Origin of the sequence: Micromonospora sp. WMMD975, from assembly GCF_029581215.1 — a bacterium.
GTDB lineage: Bacteria > Actinomycetota > Actinomycetes > Mycobacteriales > Micromonosporaceae > Micromonospora.
On sequence record NZ_CP120739.1, the window covers coordinates 16,786 to 38,211 of the forward strand.

A 21,426-nucleotide genomic window follows, 5' to 3' on the forward strand; every position below is an offset into this window, starting at 1 on the left:
ATCCTTCCGCACGTGCCGCCGTCGATCGCCCGGTGGCCGGAGAGACTAGGCTCACTTCGCCAACTGTCCGCTTTCGTCCCCTGGGGGAGTCCGTGACCAGCCCCGCCGAGCCCGCGTCCGGTGACGCCGCGCAGGCCAGCCAACTGACCAAGCCACTGCGCGAACTGGCCGCGCTCGTCCTGCTCGGCGCGAACGCCGTGCTGCTCTTCGTCGGTCTGCTGCGCCTGCTGGTGCCGGTCGACGACTACAGCACGTTCGGCAGCCGGGCCGGCAGCACCTTCTACGCCTTCGTCGGCCTGGAGGCGACGGTCCTGCCGCTGCTCGCCGTCCTCCTCGCCACGCACATTCGCCCGACGCTGGCGAAGGCGAAACTGATCACCCTGGTGGCGCTGATCGAGTACGGCGTATCCGCCGTGTTCGGGGTGCTGACGTTCCTGATCTGGCTCCTCGGCCGGCTCGCCGACGGTGAGGTGCTCGATGCGTTCCTCGGGCTGCTCACCCGGGCGGCCTGGCTGGCGATCTTCGCGGTCGCCGCGTACGTGGTGTTCAAACTCTGGCGCACGCTCTACTACGTGCCGAAGCCCAAGCCGCAGCCCGGCGTCTACGGCCAGGCCCAGCCCGGGTGGCCGCAGCAGCCCGGCGGCTACCCGGCTCCGGGCGGGTACCCGCCGGCCGGTGTGCCAGCGCAGCCCGGTCACCCGTCGGCGGGCTACCCGCAGGCGGGCGCGCCGCCGCAGCCCGGTTGGCCGCAGGCAGGCCCATACGGCCAGTCGCAGTCGGCGCCGCCGTTCAACACCGCCCCGCCGCACGCCCCGCAGTCGGCCCCGCCGTTCGGCGGTCCGCAGCCCGGTCCGCAGTTCGGCGGCCCGCAGGCCGGTCCGCAGTTCGGCGGTCCGCAGCCCGGTCCGCAGTTCGGCGGCCCGCAGCCCGGCTCGCCGTTCGACGGTCCGCAGTCCGGTGCCCCGTCGGCCGGGTCCCAGCCCGGCAGCCCGTCGGCGGGGTCCCAGCCCGGCTCGACGCCGCCGGCGCCGCCGTTCGGCCAGCCGCCGTCGGCCGACCCGACCCAGGCGATCCCGCGCCAGCCCGGGGAACCGGGCCAGTCGGCGTCCCCGGCCGACGACGAGCGCACCCAGCGCTTCGACCGCGAGGACCCGAACCAGCCCCGATGAGCCGGAGCGAGCGGCGGGCGGCGGCCTTCCCGCCGCTCGCCCGCTGCTGCGCCGTGCGGGGTGTTAAGCGGGGGTCCCTCCTCTACCGAATGCGTTAACAAGGGCCCCCTCCTTACACCTGAGCGGGGTGCATAGGCTGGGGGGATGGGTGATCACGGTGGGCGCGTTCCGAACGGGGCCGAGGTCCGGCGGGCGCTCGGCCGCGCCGCCACCGGGCGGGCGCTCGACATGGGTGAGGCGGCCGCGCTGCTCACCGCGCGGGGCACGGCGCTTGACGAGTTGCTCCGCGTCGCCGGTGACATCCGCGACGCCGGGCTGCGGGAGGCCGGCCGGCCCGGCGTGGTTACCTACTCCAAGAAGGTCTTCGTGCCGCTGACCCGGCTCTGCCGGGACCGCTGCCACTACTGCACGTTCGCCACCGTGCCGCACCGGCTGCCCGCCGCCTACCTAGAACGCGACGAGGTGCTGGCGATCGCCCGCGAGGGCGCCGCGCAGGGCTGCAAGGAGGCGCTGTTCACGCTTGGCGACCGGCCGGAGGAGCGGTGGCCGGCGGCCCGGCGGTGGCTGGACGAGCGGGGGTACGACTCGACGCTCGACTACCTGCGCGCCTGCGCGGTGGCGGTGCTGGAGGAGACCGGCCTGTTGCCGCACCTGAACCCGGGTGTGCTCTCCTGGTCGGAGTTGCAGCGGCTCAAGCCGGTCGCGCCGAGCATGGGCATGATGCTGGAGACCACCGCGACCCGGCTCTGGTCGGAGCCGGGCGGCCCGCACTTCGGCTCACCGGACAAGGAGCCCGCGGTCCGGCTGCGGGTGCTCGACGACGCCGGCCGGGTCGGCGTGCCGTTCACCACAGGCATCCTGATCGGCATCGGCGAGAACCTCACCGAGCGGGTCGACGCGCTCTTCGCGATCCGCCGCGCGATGCGGGAGTACGGCCACCTCCAGGAGGTGATCGTGCAGAACTTCCGCGCCAAGCCGGACACCGCGATGCGCGGCATGCCGGACGCGGAGCTGCACGACCTGGCCGCCACCGTGGCGGTGGCCCGGCTGCTGCTCGGCCCGAAGGCCCGTATCCAGGCGCCGCCGAACCTCATCGCGGGCGAGTACGACCTGCTGCTGCGCGCCGGCATCGACGACTGGGGCGGGGTCTCACCGGTCACGCCCGACCACGTCAACCCGGAGCGACCCTGGCCGCAGTTGGACGAGTTGGCCGCGCGTACCGCGAGCGCCGGGTTCACGCTGCGCGAGCGGTTGACCGTCTACCCGGAGTACGTGCGGGCCGGCGAGCCGTGGCTGGACCCGCGGCTGTTGCCGCACGTCACCGCGCTCGCCGACCCGGCCACCGGGCTGGCGGTGGAGGAGGCCCGTCCGGTGGGGCGGCCCTGGCAGGAGCCGGAGGAGGTCTTCGGCGGCCGGACCGACCTGCACGCCACCATCGACGTCACCGGGCGCACCGAGGACCGGCGGGGCGACTTCGACAGCGTCTACGGCGACTGGTCCGAGGTGGCCAACAAGATCACACGCCCGGTCGGCGTACCCGGAAACGACGGCGCGGACGGCGACCTGCGCGCGGGCCTGCGGCTGGCGGCGGACGACCCGGCCGCGTTGCTGGCGCCGGCGCACGAGGCGAAGGCGCTGGCGTTGTTCGGCGCGGACGGGCCGGCGCTCGACGAGCTGTGCCGGATCGCCGACGACGCGCGCCGGGACGCGGTCGGCGACGACGTGACGTACGTGGTGAACCGGAACATCAACTTCACGAACGTCTGCTACGTGGGCTGCCGGTTCTGTGCGTTCGCGCAGCGGGAGAGCGACGCGGACGCGTTCCGGCTCTCCCTGGAGCAGGTGGCCGACCGGGCGGAGGAGGCGTGGGCGGGCGGCGCCACCGAGGTCTGCCTCCAGGGCGGCATCGATCCGAAGATGCCTGTCACCGGCTACGCCGACATCGTCCGCGCGATCAAGGCACGGGTGCCGGGGATGCACGTGCACGCGTTCTCCCCGATGGAGATCGTCACCGCCGCGGCCAAGGCGGGCGTGCCGGTGCGGGAGTGGCTGAGCCGCCTGCGCGAGGCCGGTCTGGACACCATCCCGGGCACCGCCGCCGAGATCCTCGACGACGACGTGCGCTGGGTGCTCACCAAGGGCAAACTGCCGGCCTCCGCCTGGGTCGAGGTGGTCAGCACGGCCCACGAGCTGGGCATCCGGTCCAGCTCCACGATGATGTACGGCCACGTCGACCATCCCGGCCAGTGGCTGGCCCACTTCCGGGTGCTGGCCGGGGTGCAGGACCGCACCGGTGGTTTCACCGAGTTCGTGGCGCTGCCCTTCGTGCACACCAACGCGCCGATCTACCTGGCCGGGATCGCCCGTCCGGGGCCGACCTGGCGGGAGAACCGGGTGGTGCACGCGATGGCCCGGTTGCTGCTGCACGGCCGGATCGACAACATCCAGTGCTCGTGGGTGAAGCTCGGCGACGCCGGCACGGTGGAGATGTTGCGGTGCGGCTGCAACGACCTCGGCGGCACGCTGATGGAGGAGACCATCTCCCGGATGGCCGGCTCGGGCAACGGTTCGGCGCGTACCGAGGAGCAGTTGCGGGGGATCGCCACGGCGGCCGGGCGGCCGTTCCGCAAGCGGACGACCGCGTACGGTCACGTCGACGCCTGACGTCGAACCTTTTTCCGCCCCGCGCCGTACCTGTGGATGCCGGCGGCGGTTGCGGCGAGGACCGCCGCCGGTGACCCCAGCCCGGGGATCCGGCGGCGTCCGGGTGCCCGGCCCCCGCGGCGCTACGGCGCCGGTCCGGAAAGGTTGCCGATGAGCACTGACGAGACCACCGACGCGCCCAAGCGGCGGACCTGGCCGCGGTTGACGCGCCGGCAGACGCTTACCGCCGCCGCGAGCGCCACGCTCGGCGCGGCTGCCCTCACCGTGCCGGGCCTGTCCGCCGCCCAGAACTCCCCGTCCGCGAGCCGGCGGGACGAGCCGATCGTGGTCCATCTCCGGGACGCCGCCACCGGCACGATGGACGTCTTCGTCGGCACGACCCGGGTCCAGGTACGCGACCGCGGCCTGGCCGACCGTCTGGTGCGCGCCGCCCGTCGCTGATCCCGCTCCCTCCCGGCGCGGGCTCCCGGCGCCGGTCCGACTCACGTCCCCCGACGAAGGTTTGGTCCGCCATGTCCTCTCACCGCGAGGCCCCGGAAATCGCCAAGGATCCGGTCGCCGACAGCTCCGACCTGTACGCGTTCGTCAGCCCGAGCCGACCCGACACGGTCACGTTGATCGCCAACTACGTGCCGGTTCAGCTTCCGTCCGGCGGTCCCAACTTCTTCGAGTTCGGCGACGACGTGCGGTACGAGATCCACGTCGACAACGACGGCGACGGCTACCCGGACGTCACGTACCGCTTCGAGTTCACCACCGAGATCACGAACCAGAACAGCTTTCTCTACAACACCGGCCCGATCGAGTCGCTCGACAGCAAGAACTGGAACCGGCGGCAGTTCTACAAGCTGACCCGGGTGGCGGACGGCCGCGAGCACGTGCTGGCGAACAAGTTGCCCTGCCCGCCGTGCAACGTCGGCCCGCTGTCCACGCCGAACTACCAGAACCTGGTGCGGCAGGCCACGTTCAAGCTGTCCACCGGGGAGAAGGTCTTCGCCGGCCAGCGGGCCGACGGCTTCTTCGTCGACCTGGGCGCGGTGTTCGACCTGGGCACGCTGCGGCCGTTCCAGCAGTTGCACGTGGCCGGCAAGAAGCTGTTCAAGACCGAGGGTGAGCCGGTCAACGCGCTGGACCGGTTGAACGTGCACAGCATCGCCGTCCAGGTGCCGTTGAGCAAGGTCCGCCGCAAGGCCAGCCGGTACGGCTACGCCGACCGCGCGTCCACCATCGGCGTCTGGACCAGCGCGTCCCGCCAGCAGGTCCGGGTGCTCGGGGACCGGGTGTCGGCGGACACCGCCACCGGCCCCTTCGTCCAGGTGTCACGCCTCGGCAACCCGTTGTTCAACGAGGTCATCGTGCCGATGTCCAAGAAGGACCTGTGGAACACGCTGCCGCCGTCGGACGACAAGCGGTTCGCCGGGTTCGTCGAGCGGCCGGAGCTGGCCGCATTGCTGCCGGTGCTCTACCCGGGGGTGTTTCCGAACCTGGAAAAGCTGAACAAGGCGAAGAAGCCGCGTGCCGATCTGGTGGCGATCCTGCTGACCGGCGTACCGGCCGGGCTGATCAACGGCTTCGCCAACACCACCGGCGACACGCAGGCCGACGTGCTGCGGTTGAACACGGCGATCCGACCCAGCGCCAAGCCGGACCGGTTCGGGGTGCTCGGCGGCGACCTGGCCGGTTTCCCGAACGGCCGGCGGGTCGGTGACGACGTGGTGACGATCGCGCTGCGGGCGATCGCCGGACTCACCGTGCCGCTTGTGGACAAGACGTTCAAGCCGGACGCGGCGGCGGCGGCCGTCACGCCGGGTCTGGACGCCACCGACGTGACCGCGCCGTTCCTCGCCGACTTCCCGTTCCTCGGTACGCCGTACGACGGGTTCAACAACCCGCCGGCGAAGAAGTCCTGACGGGGCGCGGGATGCACAACCACCGGCACCACGACCTCGGGCCGTCGTTCAGTGGCAGCGTCATGCTGGACCTCGGTGGCGACTCCGGCGCGCTGATCATCCACACCGGGCGGGACCTGCACGGGCGCGAGATCGAGATCAGCCGTGCGGACCGGGACGGCCCGCGTACCCACTCCGCCGTGCGGGAACGGCATGTCCAGGACGGCGTGTTCCACAGTGCGGTCTACCCGGACCTGGAAGCGGGCGTTTATACCGTCTGGTGGGACGAGGACACGCCGGCCGGCACGATTTCCGTCCCCGGCGGGTCGATCGCCGAGTTCGTCTGGCCGACCAGCTCACCGACCAGAAACGACTGATCGACCGCTCCGTCCACCCTACGCGCCCCGTCCACATGTTGGACGGGGCGCGGTCGACGTTGGCCGGCTCGACGAGCGATACCCGGTCGAGCGCGTTACCCTTTCCCCCACCATTGGTGATCTTGGGGCGACGGCCGGCGGGGGCGCCCGGTCGGCCCGCCGGTGTCGCGCCACGGCAGAAAACTTGGGGCAACTCGCCGGCAGGGGCGTTACTCGTCCGGGGTCTGAATCGATAGGGCAGGTTGCGAGGCTACGGGCGACCGCAGCGGTCGTCCCGGTCGTGTCGGGAGGGCGACTCCATTATCAAGTTTGGCTTGACGGCGCACGCATTACACGCGTGTAATTTGAATGGGGTTGTTCGCACGGAACGCATCAAATCGTGCCCGTACGGACACGCACGCCTTTCGCGTGGGGGGTTGCAGCGGCGAATGACGCCGGTGCGCGACAAGGAGGCAATTGATGGACGGCCAGCTCGAGGTGGCCGACCTGCTCGGGAACGCGCCGGAGTGGCAGGAGCGGGCGCTCTGCTCGCAGACCGACCCGGAGGCGTTCTTTCCCGAGAAGGGCGGCTCGACCCGCGAGGCGAAGCGCATCTGCTCGCGGTGTGAAGTCAAGACGGAATGTCTGGAGTACGCGCTCGGCCACGACGAGCGGTTCGGGATCTGGGGCGGCCTCTCCGAACGGGAGCGGCGCAAGCTCAAGCGGCGCGTCGCCGCCTGACCCGCGTACGGGCCGGGGCGGTGGGGGCCGCCCGGCCCGTGGGTCGACGTGGGTCAGGCCAACTCGTCGGGGTCGACCCCGAGCAGGTTCGCCACCTGCTCGATGATCACGTCGTGCACGAGATCCGCCAGGTCCTCCCGGTCCATCGCGCGGAACTCCAGTGGCCGCCGGTAGAGCACGATGCGCGGCGGCACCTCCTGCCGGCCGGGGCGGCCCGGCAGGAGCCGGGCGAGCGGCACCTCGCCGTCCTCCAGCACGTCCGAGTCGTAGACGTTCAAATCCGGCGGCACGTCCTCGACGGCGAACTCCACCCCGGCCAGCTCCTTGGCGAACCGGCGTTCGAGCGTCTCCACCGTGTCGAGCACCAGGTCGTCGAAGACCTCGGCCTTGGTCCGGGCCAGCGGCACGGTGGCCGGCACCAGCCGCCCGCGCAGCCCTCGACCGTGCCGGTCGCGATGGGTGCGCCGGCCGGAGCCGGGGCGGCGGTTCTGCGGGCTCGTCATGACCGACAGGGTAGCCCGGTGAGCGGGCCCGTTCGCCGTCGCGCGGCCCGCCCGGCGTGCCGGTGCGCCGAGGCGGACAGATTGTGATCACCATGACGGGCGTGTCGTAACGCGAAGCGGTGCGCCGAACCCGGTAATGGGGATACCCTGCCGCACGTGAGGTCACCACGGCGCTGCTCCCGTAACGGCTGCCCCCGGCAAGCGGTCGCCACATTGACCTATGTCTACAACGAGTCGACGGCGGTGGTGGGCCCGCTCGCGGCGTTCGCCGAGCCGCACACGTACGACCTGTGTGAGCAGCACGCCCGCAGCCTGACCGCGCCGCGCGGATGGGACGTGGTGCGGCACGAGGGCGAGTTCGAGCCGCCGCCGCCCACCACTGACGACCTCGTCGCGCTGGCCGAGGCGGTCCGGGAGGCCGCCCGCCCGGCCCCACCCCGTCCGCCCGAGGACGACAAGTCCAAGCCCCCGACCCCCCAGCAGGGCCGCCGGGGCCATCTCCGGGTGATCCCGCCCAACCACTGACGCCCGAGACTTCAGGCCACTTGCGGGGTGGGTCATCCGGGGCTGAGGATGTGGACATGATCCCGCCGACCGTCGACGCGGCCCTCGGGCGGATCCATCTACGTGACCTGTCGACGGATCCGGACCCCGCGCTGCTGCGGCGGGCATACCAGGAGGTTCTCGAGCCCAGCTTCCCGTCTGACCAGCTGGTGAGCTTCGACTCCATCGCCACGTGCGACGCGACGTGGGCCGCCGTCGCCCTGCACGACGGCTCTCCCGTCGGCGTCATCGTGACCGACACCTTCGAGCGGGTGCTGCTGCTGAGCTATCTGGCCGTCCGCCCCGGCCTGCGGGGCAGCGGGGTCGGTGCGGTCCTGCTCGACCACGTGTTGCCGGCCTGGCGGCGGCGCGCCGAAGCCGAGGTGGTGCTCGCCGAGGTCGAGGACCCCCGCGCGCACGCCGCCGGTGACTTCGGCGACCCCGCCGCCCGGCTGCGCTTCTACCAGCGCGCCGGCTTCGGCCTGCTGCCCGTCCCCTTCGTCCAACCACGGGTACGCGACGACGAGCCCCGGGAACGCGGCATGTTCCTCGCCGCCCGTCCCGGCGACGCGGCGGTCCCGCAGGACCTCGTCCGGTCGTTCGTCGTCGACTACTACGAAGACGCCGAAGGGCCGGACGTCCACGACGACCCCGAATTCGCCGCCCTGCTGGCGGCCGTCGAACGGCAGCCGGCCGCGTTCACCCCGCTGCCCCCCGACCGGTACGCGGAGATACCGACCCTCGACGTGGCGACCGAACTGCTCCGCCGGGACTACCCGGCGACCGCCGCCGCGCTCGACCTGTTCGCCACCGACGACCGTGCCGGGGCCGTGCTCGACGCCGTCTGGGCGCGCGTGCTGGCCCGGCTCGCCGCCGGCGAACGGCTGCCCCGACCACGGGTCGCCGTGCTGACCGCGCTGCTCGACGCGTTGTCGGACGACGGGCTGCTCTTCGTCTCGGCGGATCCGGCCGACGAGGGCGTGCTCCAGTGGTGGTTCGCCGGCGAGGACGACCCGTGGGCCGGGTGGTGGCGCACCGACCCGCCGGAGTGGACCGACGACATGCCGCTGACGCACCTGGTCGCGCAGGCCGTCCGGCGGCTGCCCCCGCTGCCACGGGTCGCCCTCGTCCTGGCCGACGTGCTCGGCGTCGCGCCCGCCGAGGCGGCCCCCCTCGTCGGGCGCGACGAACAGGAATACCAGGAACTGGTCGGCGCCGCCCGCGCCGAGGTGGTCGCGCTCATCGACAAGCGACTCGACGGGGAGGAACAGGATGGACGCCTTCCTGCGCTGTGACCGGGTGGTGACACTCACCGCCCGGCTGGCCGACGGCACCATGGCCGCGGACTCGCGGGAACTTGTGGAGATGCATCTGCTGACCTGCCCCTCCTGCCTTCAGCACGTCCGCAAGGCACAACTGGTCCGGAGCAGCCTCGCCGCGCTTCCCGGCCGGCACGTCCCGGAGCACCTGGCCGCCCCGACGCCCGAAGGCACCCCGTCGTGACGTACTACAAGTTTCTCGGCGCGGGCCGGGTCGGGCCCTTCTCCGGCCACGTCTGGTCCACCGACTGGCTGGAGACGACCGAGGTCTCACCGTGCCACCGCGGGCTGTACGCCTGCCGGGTCACGGACCTGCCCTACTGGCTCCACGACGAACTGTGGTCGATCGAGTTCGACGGGCCGGTCACCGTGGTGGGCCGCAAGGTCGTCGGGCGACGTGCCCGACTGTCGGCTCGCGTGTCCGAATGGAACCCCGACACGTCGGCCGCGTTCGCCCGGGCATGCGTGGGCCGGACGGCCGGGCACGCCGCCGCCGAGTGCGGCGACCTCGACGACGGTCACCTGGCCGAGGCGGCCGAACGGCTGCTGGCGTCACCGGCCGGCGGGTCACCCCCCGGCCCCGGCCCGCTCACCGGCCTGCGGGAGCTGGCGCTGCGCCGGCAGGAGACGGCGGCGCGGGCCGGTCGACAACCGGCCGCCCTGGTGTGCGGTTACCTCGCCGACGCGGTCGAGATGGCCAGCACCTACCCGGCCCCCGCGCTCGGTTATGTCGCGGCACGGGCAGCGCAGGCCCGCCGCCCCGAACCGGGCGGTGACCGCCACGACGAGGAACGACGCTGGCAGGCCGACTGGCTGGTGGACCGCCTCCGGCTGACCACAGGCGACTGATCAGCCCCGCAGTGCCTCGGTGAGCCGGTCGATGGTGTCGAGCTCGACCCCGGCGTCCAGGTCCAGCCGTTCCACCACGTCCCCCCAGTAGTCGGTGAAGGGCCCCCTGCGCTGGTACAGCTCATTCGGCCGGGGCCCACGCGGAAAGAGCGCGGCGGCCAGCGCCGGACCGTCCGCGTCGAGGCGCACGACGTCCGGCGCCTCGCCCGCGGTCGGCTCGACCAGAGCCGCCAGAATGTCCGGGAAGGAGCCGTGCCCCGCCCACCCGGGCACCCGGCCCGCCGCCCGGGTCGTCATCTCCTCGTAGAACTGGCTGGTGTACTCGTCCGGAGCGCTGACCACGGGATCGAGCGAGTTGGCCATGCGATGGAACACGAAGGCCCGCTTGACCGCCTGCCCGTACTCCCGCGCGGCGGCGACCGGATCGGCGTCGTGCAACAGGTCGGCAAGCAGCCGGTGCACATACGCCAGCAACTCCGAGTCGACCTCACCCGCCTCCGCCACCCGGCGGATCATCCCGCTCGACAGGCGGCACCGGGCCGCGGCCGACCCGCGGTCACCCGCCGCGTACGCGACCTCCGCCCACTCGAAGTAGAGCCAGGCGACCATCCAGTCGTCGTCGAGGTCGGCGAACTCCGACTCCAACTGCCGGTAGGCCCGCTCGGCGTCGGCGAACCGATTGTCGTACCAGAACGTGTGGGCGATGAACAGCCGCAGGTAGAGCCACGCCCGACGGTAGACCCCCTCGGCTTCCGGCGACCGGCCCGGAGCCTGCCAGCCGTGGCGGACCCCGCAGAGCTCTCCCACCGTACGCAGGGCGTGCCGGGCCTCCGTCCAATGCTCACCCGCCGGCTTGTCCGGACCGGTCGGATAGTTCGCGTGGAAGCGGCGGATCTCGTCGAGCAGATCCCGGTCCATGTCGTTCTGCGCCGCCCGCTGCCAGCTCTCCAGCAGTTGGTGGCAGAACGCGAAGTCGACGTACAGGCCCCACCACCAGAACGCCTCCAGGAACAGCACGACGAACTGCGCCCGGGTCAGGTCCCGATCGCCGGACAACTGGGCGGAGTGGTACATCCATTCGGTCTCGTGCATCTGCCACACGGCGTCCTCGTACTTGAACCAGGACCCGTACGCCGTTTCCGTCTTCGACTCGATCTCGGTGATCTGGCGGTAGTAGTAACCGGCCGCCCGGCTGTGGATGCGCGTCCACCGGTCCGGCGTGAACCGCCGGACCGCCTCGGACATCGCCGGCCGGATGAAGTCGTGCAGGCGGAACCGACCGGCGACCGACAGCGGATCGAGCAGACCGAGCCGCTCGATCTGTCGTACCGCGTTGCTCACCTGCTCCGGACCGGCCGGGGGATCCTCGCTGCCGAGCAGGTCGACGAGCATCGGCACGTCGAAGCTGTTCAACAGCGACGCCACCTCGGCCACCCGCCACACGCTCGGGTTCCGGTCGGGTTGGATCACCTCGCGGACCAGCCGGTCGAGCTGCGGGTCACCGCCGTCGGAGAGGTCGATCAACATCTCCCGCAGGCGGCCCGGGACCAGCGCCTCGTCGAGATGGGCGGTGATGAACTGCCGGACGAGCCGGAGGCCGTACGGATGACCGCCGGTGAACTTCGTGACCGCCTGCGCCAGGCGGATCCCGGCCCGGTCGCCGAAATGGTACGTCAGGTAGGAGTGCGCCTCGGCCACCGTGAACCGCGGAAGTTCCTCGATGAGGTCCGGATCCAGGACCCGGCGGCCGTGCTCGGCATACTCGCGCGGCACCAGCGACAGCACCACCGCGGTGTCCGGCAGGCGTCGGGCGAGCCGTACGAACCACTGTCCCACCGCGTCGTCGATGAGCGTCTCGAATCCGTCGAGAATGAGGATCGCCCGCCGGCCGGCCAGGAAGGCGCGCCAGTCGGCGAGGAAGGCGTCGTCGACGCGTCGCTGGGCCCGACTCAGCCGTTCGATGGCGCTCTCCGCCGGACCCTTCACGTTGACGTCGACCTGGGCGTTGGAGATGGCGCCCCAGGACTTCGCGACGAACGTGTTGTTCATCGTGACGTTCGACGCGCGCGGCACCCCCTCCTTCGCGACGACGAAGGTGCCGAACTGTCCGACCACGTCCTGCACCAGGTCGCCGAGGAACTGCGCCGACTTGTCCAGGAGCAGGGCGGCGACGGCCGGGGTGACCGCGGACCCGTACTGGCCGCTGTAGGCGTCGCTGAGCCCGTACAACTCCGGCGACTCCTGCGGTCGCATCGGCATCAGCACCGCGTCCGGGAACTCCCGGCGGACGGCGTCGCGCAGCAGGGACAGGAACGAGCTCTTGCCCATGCCGTGCCCGCCGACCACCGCGAAGGTCCCCCGGCCGGATTCGCGGATGCCACCCAGCACCGCACGCAACTGATCGCCGCGGTCGATCAGACCGTCGACCACCCGGATGACGGGTTCGGTGGCGACGGCGTCGTCCCGCGCCGGGGCGGGCTCGGGAAGCGCCGTCGACGTGACAGGCGTCCCGGTCGCCCGGATGTCCTCGATCACACCGCCACTCGTGGCGTGGAATGTGCTGTCGCCCTCACCGGAGAGGGCCACCCGGCGGATCCGTCCGCCGAGGCTCGCCGTGAAGCGGTGCCCCAGCCGACGGGGGAGCTGGCCGCCGGTGCCGGCGGAGAGCGACGCGACGGCCGCCACGAAGCTACCGACACCGGCCAGCCAACTGGTCACCTCCACGCCACGCAGACCCCAGACGATCGCGACGATCGCGAGACCGAGCGCCGAAGCGGCGGCGGCCAGGGTACGCAGCTTTCGAGATCTCGAAGAGGGCATGCCGACACTGTGGGACAGGACAACCAGGAAACTCGATCCTGTACTCGGCCCTTTTCCGTCGGGGAAACGGTCAATTGCTGGTCGAAGGCAATGTCCTGTCAGCTATCCGATACACCGCCGGCCGCCCATCACCGGATCACGCCCGGTGGTGGGAGCAATTCGCGACGAGGCGCAGCGGTTCGGTGGTCTCGGTGAGCGAGTTGGGCTCGACGACCAGGCGCGCGGTGACGCTGGCCGGCCCGCCCCGGAAGGCGCCCTGGTCGGCGGGAATGGTCGACGTCCAGGTGCCGGCGGTGCGCTCGTCGGTGCAGGCGCCGATCACGCCGAAGCCGAAGCCGGTGACCGAGGCACGGCGTACCCGCTGGCCGAGGTGGACCTCGATGTACGCCAGGCCGCGCTCGTCGCCGCAGTCGAACCGTCCGCCCACCGTGGCGGTGTGCGCGCGGACGTCGGCGGTGCCGAGCCAGTTGACCGAGATCGTGGGTTCCGAGGCGGCGACGGCGGCACCCGGCGCGAGCCCGACGGTGGCGGCGGTGACGAGCGCGACGAACATACGGGGACTCCTGTCGAGAGGTGGGATTCCGGTCCGGTGCGGGTGCCTCAGCATCCCATCGGCGCACCGGACGCGAGCTGCAAGATCTCGGACAGATCACACTCGTCGCTCTCCGTGTACATCGGTCCGGTGGAATGAACGGTCCGGCCCTCCCATCCGTACCAGGCATCGAACGACACCGACGACGGGAGAGAACGTGAAGGTGCAGCGCAAGCATGTGCTGGCGGCGACCATGGCGGTGGCCGCCAGCGTGGTCGTCTCGGTGGGCACGGGGATGGGTTTCGCGCAGACCGCGCCGGCCGGGCGAGCGGTCTGCGCCGGGTCGGTCACCTTCTCGGCCGAGGGCGGCCCGCCCGCGGCGACAAGTGACAGGTTCCCGGTGGGCACCCGACTGCGGGTGACGAACCTGGACAACGACAAGGCCACGACCGTGACGGTGACCGGGCCGTCGGGCAGTTGCGTGCTGCTCAACGCCGCCGCCATGGACCTGGTACGCGAGCCGGGCAAGAACGTCATCCGCCGCAACGTGGTGGAACGTCTCGACGGCACCGCTCCGGTTCCCGGTGAGGCGCAGCCGGTCGAGACCCGCCCGGGCAACGCCCAGCCGGTCGGCGGCAGCGCCTGCACCGGGGCGATCACGTTCTCCGCCGAGGGCGGGGCCCCGGCCGCCACCAGCGGTCAGTTCCCGGTGGGTACCCGGCTGCGGGTGACCAACCTGGACAACAACCGGGTGGTGACCGTGACGATCACCGGGCCCTCGGGCAGTTGCGTCCTGCTCAACGCGGCGGCCATGGACGCGATCCGCGAGCCGGGCAAGAATCTGGTCCGCCGCAACCTGGTGCAGTTGCTGCGCTGAGACCCGCGCCGGTCGGGGTGAGCCGCTGAAGCCCGCGGCTCACCAGGTGCCGTCGTCGCGCACCCGGGCGGGGGCACGGCCGAGCAGCAGCGTGGTGAGTGCGGCGTCGATGTCGGTGCCGAGGAACCACTCGCCGGCCTGGTCGAGCGCGAAGACCCGGCCCTGCTCGTCGACGGCGAGGATGCTCTCCTGACGCTCGCTGCCCAGCGGGAAGAGGCGGGTGCCCAGGACCGCGCCGAAGTCGGCAAGGGTGTCGGCGCTGTGCGCGACCTTTCGCGGTCGAACTTCGAAACGCGAGATCCAAACCGCCTCACCTGGACCTTGCCGGGCGCTCACCAGCCCGGGAAAGGCGGTGAGCGTCGCGAGGGCGGCCGGGAAGGAAACATGGTCGTGCTGCGTGCCACTGACTTCGGTGACCTTCCGGATCGAGGTGGCAGCCGACACCTCATCCCCGAAGTGCGGTCGCCAGCCGGCGATCACGAGCGCGTCCGCGACCTCGGTGGGGAACCGGTCGCGATCGGGGGGTGTCTGCGGATCCGGGCGCCATTCCTCGGCGTAGGCCAGCTCGGGCCAGGGCAGCACGTCGAAATGCACGAGGAACCGGATGCACGACTCGCAGCGCAGGTCGGACGGACCGCCGGCGGGATCACCCGATTCGCGGACGCGGAAGCACTCGAGTCGGCCCGTGGCCAACAGGCGGCGGGCATCCTCGTCGGACAGCGGCGGGAGCCCTTCGGCGGCGCGGCGGTGGTCGTGTTCGTGCAGCGCGTCGGAGACGACGATCATCTCGGCGTGCCGCTCACCGCCCCGGACCAGGTGGCCGGCGGGTAGAGCGTCCAGGTAGGACCGCACGAGCGGATGGTGCCGCAACTCGACGTCGCCCTTGGCGCCCTGCGCGACGTGCCGCCGGCCGTTCAGGGTGAGGTGTGCCGCGGCGCCGGGGGTGGGCAGCCGGGTCAGCTCGCGGAGCAGTTGCCCGGCCGGATCGACGGTGCGGGGGGCGCGCGGCTCGGTCGGCCGGCGTTGGCGGTACATCTGCTCGACCGCGTCCGCCGGCACCCGGGGCCAGGTGGACACCTCGCCGGTCTCCTTGTCGATGACCGTGGTCGGCAGGTCGCCGGGCAGGGCACGAGCCTCGGTGGACACCGTGGACACGATCACGTAGCCCAGGTCGAACTCCTCGATCACCGCAGTGCAGGGAAAGCCGAGGCGGTCGGAGTCCCGCCGCGCCCACACCGAGGCGATCTGCTCGGCCTGCTGTCGCTCGATCACCACCTGAAATTACCGGACCCCACGGAGTTCGTGGCACCCGGTATGGTCGGCCCTACCCACGGTGACGGGAGGGGTGCGGTGGTGGCCGAGAGTGTGGATCGGGATGCGAACCGTGCACTTCGGGCGCGGTTCGACGAGGTGTACGGGCAATACCAGCGACTCCGGTCCGGTCTGGACGAACTCCAGCGTGAGCTGACCGAGTTGCGGGTGACCGAACGCTCCGCCGACGGTCAGGTCACCGCGGTGGTCGGGGCGCGGGGCGAGCTGATCAGCGTCGAGGTGAGCCCCGGTGTGTTCCACGACCGGGACGCCCGGGCGTTGAGCCGGAAGATCACCGAAACCGTGCTGCGCGCGTCCTCCGCCGCGTCCGACGCCACCCGTGAGCTTGTCTCCGGCTATCTGCCACCCGGCTCGTCGTCGGTCGACTTCCTGCGTACCCATGACTTCGGTGCGTTGCTCGGCCGGGCCGACGCCGTCGCCGCGCGCGGCGAGTGACAGGTGGCCCGGGAGGAGATCTGGCTGGACGCGGACCGGGCCCGGCGCGGTGGCGCCGACCTGGCAGCGACCGGGAGGGCGGTGACCGCGGCCCGGCGCGAGACCGGAGATCCGATCGCCGCGGCGGGCGCGCGGCGCCCGTGGGGACGCGACGACATCGGCGCCGCGTTCGACAAGCAATACCAGGGGTACGCCGAGACGCTGCTGCGGGCGTGGGAACTGCTCGGCCGGTCGCTCGACGGGATCGGCTCCGACGTGGTCCGTTCGGTCACCGCGACCGTGGAGACGGACCTGAGCGCCGCCCGCGATCTCGGGAAGCTCCCGCACCAACGGCACAACCCGCATCGGCCCTGGCGCTGACCGGAGGACCCGCGCGTGAGCATGCTGCCCAGCCCGATCCCACATCCGCTCGACTACTGCCCCTGGGACGTGCCCGGCTGGATCTACGAGGCACTCGACTGGGTGGTCGGCGTGGAGTGGCCGGAGGGCGACGAGCGCGCCGTCTGGGACCTGGCCGACCGGTGGTACGGCGTGGCCGGCGTCCTGGCCGGCCCACGCGACGACGCCACCGCGGCGGCCGGCGAGGTGAAGAGCGGGTACGGCGGGGTCGGGCTGGTGGCCCACGCGTTCGACACGGCCTGGGACAAGGTCGCCGGGGGCGAGGACGCCCCGCTGCACGTCCTCGTGGCCGCCACCGACGAGTTGGGGCGGCTGGTCGACTCCTGCGGTTGCGACATCGAGGGCGCGAAGCTGGAAGCCTGGATCGAGCTGGGCATCCTGGTCGTGGAGCTGCTGTCCCTCGCGGTGGTCACGGCGCTCACACTGGGCGCGGCGTCGCCGGCGGCCGGCGCCGCGGTCGCCGCCACCCGGGTCGCCGTGCAGCAGATCTTCAAACGGCTTGTCGCTCAACTGGCTCGCAAGGCGATCAGGGAAGGGCTGAAAGAGGCGGGCGAACGGGCCGCGAAGGAGGTCGTCAAGAGCGGCGCCCGGGGGCTCGCCCGTAAGGCGGTGCTCGGTGGTCTGATGGAAGCCGGGCAGGAGGCGGGCACCAGTCTGGCGACCCAGGCGTACCAGAACTCCACCGGTCGCCGGGACGGCCTGGACCTGACCGACGTGGGCGCGTCGGGCCTGGGCGGATTCGCCGGTGGCGCCGCCGCGCCCCTCGCCGGCCTGGGGCGGCATGCGAGCGGGCGGTTCGCGCAGATCGGGGAGCGTTTCGGGCGGGAGATGGCAGGCGAGAGCCTCGCCGAGACTGCGGCGGGCCTCGCCACCGGCCAGGGCCCGTCGGTGGAGGATCTGGCCCGCGCCGCCGCCTCCGGGGTGAGCGGATCCGCCACCGGGCAGGCCGACACGGCGCTGCACCACCGGCTCGACGGAAAGCTGGGCGGCCTCACCGCTCCGCCGGTCGGCCTGGACGTGCCGCCCGGCATCGAGGCGGCCGGACTCGCCCCGGCGCAAGTGTCCACCGGACCGTCCCCCGCCCACCCCGGCGATCCGGCCGTCGGTCACCCCCTGGCCGTCACCTCGCCACCGGTGGCCCTGCCGACGGCCGATACCGCGACGCACCACCCCGCCCCGGCCGACCCGACGCGACCGGACCCGGAGGTGATTACCCCAGCGCCGACTGCTGCGGGGGACGCAGGGCCGAGCATCGCGACGGCCAGTCCGGTGCACCTGTCCAACACCGCGAGTCCGACCCTGTCCTCGGTAGCCACCGACGTGCCCGCCGCCGGCACCTCGCTGGCCGGTCCGGCCGACACCCGGGGCGGCTCGGTGACCACGTCCGTCGTGCCCGACACCGGCTCTCCACACCAGTCGGCGTCGGTGCAGGCGCCCGCGGCTCCGACCTCGTCCAGCACATCGGCCGCCGAGGCTTCGCATGCGGCGGCGCCCCCGTCTCCGGACCGGGCTTCGCCGATGACCGGTCCCGTGCAGCCCGGGCCGGTGACCGCCCCATCGGTCCCCGCACCAGTTCCGCCGGGGCCGGCGGTGTCCCCTGATGTACGGAACTTGCCGAATGCTCGCTTCCCGCTTCTGGAGACGTTGGCCCCACAGCACTCGACACCTGCACTACCGGGCGTCTCCAGCCCACTCGACTCGACGCCCCCGAGCTCTCATGCCCAGCAGGAGAGGGCAGCGCGCCTGGCGGCCGACCGGGAAGCCTTCGATCGGCGTCGCTATCGAGGTTATCTGCGATCTCAACGGGACTGGTTCGAGGACCGTCGGCGTCAGACGAGGGCGGACTGGCTCCACGAACGCGCTGCTTATCACGAGGAGCGGGCCAGCGACTGGGCGGCACAGGCTACGGAACTCCGCCGAGCGGGACGCACCCTGGCAGCCGAGCGTTGGCACCGAGAGGCGCATGAGGCCGGCATCGAGGCGTCTGAGTTGCGTGAAGAGGCACGGCACGTCCTCGCCGGGAAGCAGGCACCCGAGCGGGTGATGGTCGAGGACGATCTCGACTTCTATCGGATCAACGACGACGTGGCAGACCTGGCCCTCGGCGCGGTGGAGACGGCCGACCACTCCGCGCTCACCGGCCACGGCCACCCACCGCCGGTCGACCGGTCCCGTCCCTACGGTCGGCGTGGTGGCCTTCGGCCTCCCCTCGCCCTGCACCAGACCGACCTCGAACGGCAGATGCCCCGCAACCCGGACGGCACCGTGCTCCGGACCGCCGACCCCCGGCGCGGTGGGTGGTTCCGACTGGCGAACGACGGCGGGCCGACCGCCGACGCCACCCGGGGCATCAACTGCCTCGACTGCACGCTCTCGCTCTACGACACGTGGATGCACGGCCGGCCGCGGGTTGCCGCGCCGCGTACCTTCGATGGTTACCTGGCGGGCGACGTCCATCGGCCGGTCGGCGGCGAGTTGGACGGACCGCTGCGGGTCGAGGAGACGACCGGCGGGCGTTTCCAGGACCTGTGCGGGCCCGATCGCCCCGGCCGGGACCCGCGGATCCTTGTCGAGAGCGGCTATCGCGACCTGCACGCGCAACTGGCGGCGGGCGGTCACGGCAGCTACGCCTTTCTCATCACCAGCTTCGAGGGCGGCGGTTCGCACGCCTGGGTGGCGCTCAACCAGAACGGCACGGTCCTCTACCTCGATCCGCAGACGGGGGTGGTGGCGGGCCAACCGCTCTACCGCCACCGCGGCGTTCCGCTCGACAGCAACGTGGTGGGCATCGACGCGCTGGTCCTCGGGCCGGACGGCCGGCCGATGCCGCTCGCCGGTCGACCGCCCGGCGCCTACAACGTGCTGCCCGAGCCGCGGCACCGCGCGGCACCGCCACGTCCTCCGGACCCGCTGCCGTACGACGGCGGGCCGCCGCCGGACTTCAACCGTGTCCACCTGCTCGGCGAGTCCACCACTTTCCACCGCCCGGCGGGCATCTCGCCTTCCGGCAGTGCTTCCCCGGGGAGCGTCCCTCCGGGCAGTGTGTCGCCTGGCGGCGTGTCGCCGGGCGAGCCGGAGCCGGATCGGGTCCGCCGGTCGCACCGGGAGGCGCACGCGGCCCGGATCGCCGCCGGGCTCTATGTCCGGGACGCGTTGGCGACGAGTGGCAGCCTGGAGGACGCCTTCGCCGCCGGGGTGACGCCCGTCGAGTTGGCGCAGCACGCCGACGGGCCGACGCTCCGACGGCTCGTACCGGGTTTGGACGAGACCGCCGCCGGTGAGCTGACCGGCCTGCTCGCCGACCCGCGCGTCCAGCGGATGCTCGACCAGAGTTGGGAGGCACCGCCACGGCGGGAGGAACTGCTGGCCGAGACGCTGGTAGGGCAGCTCGCGGAGCGGCCCGACCTGGTCCGGATGATGCTGGCAACTCCGGAACTCGCGAACTCGCTGACCGCCAGGCCGGTGACCCTGCACCACCTGGCCAGCCACCAGAGAGCGATTTCCGTCCTGGAAGACGTCCTGTGCGAGATTCGCGAGCGTGGTGCCGAAGCCATCGTTGCGGCTACCGCGCCTCCTGTCGATCCGACCCCGCTTACCTCAGGACAGGTCAGTGTCAGCAGACGCTTCGAAGGCGAGCGTCCCGAGGCGGTGCAGCCAGGCTTTGAGGCGGCCAGGTCCGCCGACGCTTCGTATCGGCGGCAGTACTTGGACCAGCTTTACCAGCATGCCGCGAAGGCGCAGCGCGAGCTGGACCTGCTCGGACGTGAACTGGCTGAACGGACGTTGAACGGGGCGGATTACGAGCCAAGACCGGGACCGAAGGACCGCGTGAGAGCCGAGGACAAGGTGGCGAAATACGACGGAGATGCTTCCTTACTGAAGGATCTCGCCGCCGGTCGCGTTTCCTACCGCACGTTGGACGACCTCTACACGGGGCTAGCCAGCCTCAGCGCAAACCCGCATGTCGAGGTGGTTGGTTTCGATGACAGGTTCCGTGTCCCACAAGGTAGCGGTTATCGAGACGTGCAGCTCTTGCTGCGGACCTCCACCGGACACATCGGCGAGTTCCGGCTGCATCTGGCCGCTCTCGACCAGGTAGCGGAATGGGAGCACTCCCTGTTCGAAGTGCGGCGCGACCTGGAGGCGATTCCCAAGGGGCAGGGGCGTAGCCTTTCTGTCGAGGAGTCAGCGATTCGGGAGGGCATCGTCCGGCGCCAGCGCGAGTACTTCTGGGCGGCACTTCAATCGGCTCTGAGCGGGGGAGAGACATGACGGAAGTGGCCGACGAGTCCGGCCTCGCCGGCTATTACGACTACTACCGCAACCCCGTGAAGATCGTGCCCACTGCTGAGGGCGGCCTGACCGCATGGCGGCTCGACCGGATGACCGGCGGTTGGCGAGCGGCGAACGACATCATTGACGAGATCATCTTTGCTGTCGGCGGTGAGGTCTTCGTGCGGTCGGCCGATCGGTTTGTCCAGCGTGTCGAACAGGTGCGAGGACGGTATCTGAGGGGCGACGGGCCGGTGTTCGCGCTCTACGAGACCGTGCGGGCCATCGAGGAGCAGGCCGTCGCCGAGCGGCGTGCGTTCACCCCGGAGGAGGCGGCGCTCGTGACTGGCATACGGCGGCGCACCTTCGTGATGTTCGAGGAGCAGCTCCAGCGGGCCGGCGACCCGGGAGCCGACCCCAGCATCGCGACCGCCGTCCCCGGCAGCGACACCGAGCGCGCGTAACGCTCCCGCCTACTCGGGGCACTCGACCCGCCGCACCGACAGGGATGCACCTCCCATCTGACAGGAAAAGCGGAAATCTAGTCAGGAAAGTTTCCTTTTGGGTTCATTTGCTATCAAGTAGCCCGGTCCTCCGAGCCGCTGCGGCGGCGAAAGAGCGGGGCGGCCAGGGCAAGGCACGATTGCTTCCGGTCAGACACTCAGTCGTCCATCTGGTGGGAAGATGCTCCCGATAGGCAGGAACTTTCGCTTGATCGACTTCATT

At 71.7% G+C, this 21,426-nt stretch carries 19 protein-coding genes; 15 read left to right on the plus strand and 4 right to left on the minus strand.

Annotation, left to right across the window (positions count from 1 at the left end; translation table 11 throughout):
- Nucleotides 1-92 precede the first annotated feature (92 nt).
- The 6 genes from O7613_RS00075 to O7613_RS00100 all read left to right on the plus strand — a co-directional run bounded on the left by O7613_RS00075 (nucleotide 93) and on the right by O7613_RS00100 (nucleotide 6,819).
- Complete coding sequence (locus O7613_RS00075; protein WP_282291305.1) at nucleotides 93-1,169, plus strand: hypothetical protein; 1,077 nt, start codon at nucleotides 93-95, stop codon at nucleotides 1,167-1,169.
- 144 nt (nucleotides 1,170-1,313) lie between these two features.
- Nucleotides 1,314-3,833, plus strand: coding sequence for a bifunctional FO biosynthesis protein CofGH (locus O7613_RS00080; RefSeq protein ID WP_282291307.1), 2,520 nt, complete (start codon nucleotides 1,314-1,316; stop codon nucleotides 3,831-3,833).
- Nucleotides 3,834-3,983: 150 nt separating this feature from the next.
- A complete protein-coding gene (locus O7613_RS00085; protein ID WP_282286905.1) occupies nucleotides 3,984-4,274 on the plus strand; it encodes a hypothetical protein in 291 nt (96 codons plus the stop codon).
- A 71-nt stretch (nucleotides 4,275-4,345) separates the two neighbouring features.
- Nucleotides 4,346-5,743 (plus strand): DUF4331 domain-containing protein, encoded by a 1,398-nt coding sequence (locus tag O7613_RS00090; RefSeq protein ID WP_282291309.1) that lies wholly within the window; start codon nucleotides 4,346-4,348, stop codon nucleotides 5,741-5,743.
- Nucleotides 5,744-5,754: 11 nt separating this feature from the next.
- Nucleotides 5,755-6,099 (plus strand): phospholipase, encoded by a 345-nt coding sequence (locus O7613_RS00095; RefSeq protein ID WP_281584857.1) that lies wholly within the window; start codon nucleotides 5,755-5,757, stop codon nucleotides 6,097-6,099.
- A gap of 459 nt (nucleotides 6,100-6,558) precedes the next feature.
- The gene (locus O7613_RS00100) at nucleotides 6,559-6,819 is read left to right on the plus strand and encodes a WhiB family transcriptional regulator (protein WP_013284161.1); all 261 of its coding nucleotides are present in this window, start codon (nucleotides 6,559-6,561) and stop codon (nucleotides 6,817-6,819) included.
- 53 nt (nucleotides 6,820-6,872) lie between these two features.
- On the opposite strand, the gene O7613_RS00105 is transcribed toward O7613_RS00100, so the two are convergent.
- Nucleotides 6,873-7,322 (minus strand): metallopeptidase family protein, encoded by a 450-nt coding sequence (locus O7613_RS00105; RefSeq protein ID WP_018787548.1) that lies wholly within the window; start codon nucleotides 7,320-7,322, stop codon nucleotides 6,873-6,875.
- A gap of 156 nt (nucleotides 7,323-7,478) precedes the next feature.
- Here O7613_RS00105 and O7613_RS00110 point away from each other — a divergent pair, with 156 nt between their 5' ends.
- From O7613_RS00110 to O7613_RS00125, 4 genes are read left to right on the plus strand one after another with little or no spacing between them, the layout of a single operon-like run.
- Entirely contained in the window at nucleotides 7,479-7,847 is a 369-nt protein-coding gene (locus O7613_RS00110) for a DUF3499 domain-containing protein (protein ID WP_281584856.1), read from the plus strand.
- 56 nt (nucleotides 7,848-7,903) lie between these two features.
- Complete coding sequence (locus O7613_RS00115; protein WP_282291310.1) at nucleotides 7,904-9,160, plus strand: GNAT family N-acetyltransferase; 1,257 nt, start codon at nucleotides 7,904-7,906, stop codon at nucleotides 9,158-9,160.
- Nucleotides 9,138-9,368 (plus strand): zf-HC2 domain-containing protein, encoded by a 231-nt coding sequence (locus tag O7613_RS00120; protein WP_282291311.1) that lies wholly within the window; start codon nucleotides 9,138-9,140, stop codon nucleotides 9,366-9,368. The genes O7613_RS00115 and O7613_RS00120 overlap by 23 nt, the downstream gene beginning before the upstream one ends.
- Nucleotides 9,365-10,033 (plus strand): hypothetical protein, encoded by a 669-nt coding sequence (locus O7613_RS00125; protein WP_282291312.1) that lies wholly within the window; start codon nucleotides 9,365-9,367, stop codon nucleotides 10,031-10,033. Before O7613_RS00120 ends, O7613_RS00125 begins: the two co-directional genes overlap by 4 nt.
- Here O7613_RS00125 and O7613_RS00130 read toward each other — a convergent pair whose 3' ends face one another.
- Together O7613_RS00130 and O7613_RS00135 are read right to left on the minus strand one after the other, a co-directional pair.
- The gene (locus O7613_RS00130; RefSeq protein ID WP_282291313.1) at nucleotides 10,034-12,853 is read right to left on the minus strand and encodes a hypothetical protein; all 2,820 of its coding nucleotides are present in this window, start codon (nucleotides 12,851-12,853) and stop codon (nucleotides 10,034-10,036) included.
- A 136-nt stretch (nucleotides 12,854-12,989) separates the two neighbouring features.
- Nucleotides 12,990-13,406 carry a hypothetical protein gene (locus O7613_RS00135; protein ID WP_281584851.1) on the minus strand — a complete coding sequence of 139 codons (417 nt, stop codon included), beginning with the start codon at nucleotides 13,404-13,406 and terminating at the stop codon, nucleotides 12,990-12,992.
- A 202-nt stretch (nucleotides 13,407-13,608) separates the two neighbouring features.
- Between O7613_RS00135 and O7613_RS00140 the strand changes: the two genes are divergently transcribed.
- On the plus strand, nucleotides 13,609-14,262 hold the full coding sequence (locus tag O7613_RS00140) for a hypothetical protein (RefSeq protein WP_281584850.1): 654 nt from the start codon (nucleotides 13,609-13,611) through the stop codon (nucleotides 14,260-14,262).
- A 39-nt stretch (nucleotides 14,263-14,301) separates the two neighbouring features.
- Here O7613_RS00140 and O7613_RS00145 read toward each other — a convergent pair whose 3' ends face one another.
- Nucleotides 14,302-15,534 (minus strand): SUKH-3 domain-containing protein, encoded by a 1,233-nt coding sequence (locus O7613_RS00145; protein WP_282291314.1) that lies wholly within the window; start codon nucleotides 15,532-15,534, stop codon nucleotides 14,302-14,304.
- A gap of 81 nt (nucleotides 15,535-15,615) precedes the next feature.
- On the opposite strand from O7613_RS00145, the gene O7613_RS00150 reads away from it, so the two are divergent.
- Genes O7613_RS00150 through O7613_RS00165 form a run of 4 tightly spaced genes read left to right on the plus strand, consistent with a single transcriptional unit; the run spans nucleotide 15,616 to nucleotide 21,164 of the window.
- Nucleotides 15,616-16,029: a YbaB/EbfC family nucleoid-associated protein gene (locus O7613_RS00150; RefSeq protein ID WP_282291315.1), complete on the plus strand. Its 414-nt coding sequence runs from the start codon at nucleotides 15,616-15,618 to the stop codon at nucleotides 16,027-16,029.
- Nucleotides 16,030-16,032: 3 nt separating this feature from the next.
- Nucleotides 16,033-16,389: a hypothetical protein gene (locus O7613_RS00155; protein WP_281584847.1), complete on the plus strand. Its 357-nt coding sequence runs from the start codon at nucleotides 16,033-16,035 to the stop codon at nucleotides 16,387-16,389.
- Nucleotides 16,390-16,410: 21 nt separating this feature from the next.
- Nucleotides 16,411-20,700 carry a toxin glutamine deamidase domain-containing protein gene (locus O7613_RS00160; protein ID WP_282294660.1) on the plus strand — a complete coding sequence of 1,430 codons (4,290 nt, stop codon included), beginning with the start codon at nucleotides 16,411-16,413 and terminating at the stop codon, nucleotides 20,698-20,700.
- Nucleotides 20,697-21,164 (plus strand): hypothetical protein, encoded by a 468-nt coding sequence (locus O7613_RS00165; RefSeq protein ID WP_282291317.1) that lies wholly within the window; start codon nucleotides 20,697-20,699, stop codon nucleotides 21,162-21,164. The genes O7613_RS00160 and O7613_RS00165 overlap by 4 nt, the downstream gene beginning before the upstream one ends.
- The last annotated feature ends 262 nt before the right edge of the window (nucleotides 21,165-21,426 follow it).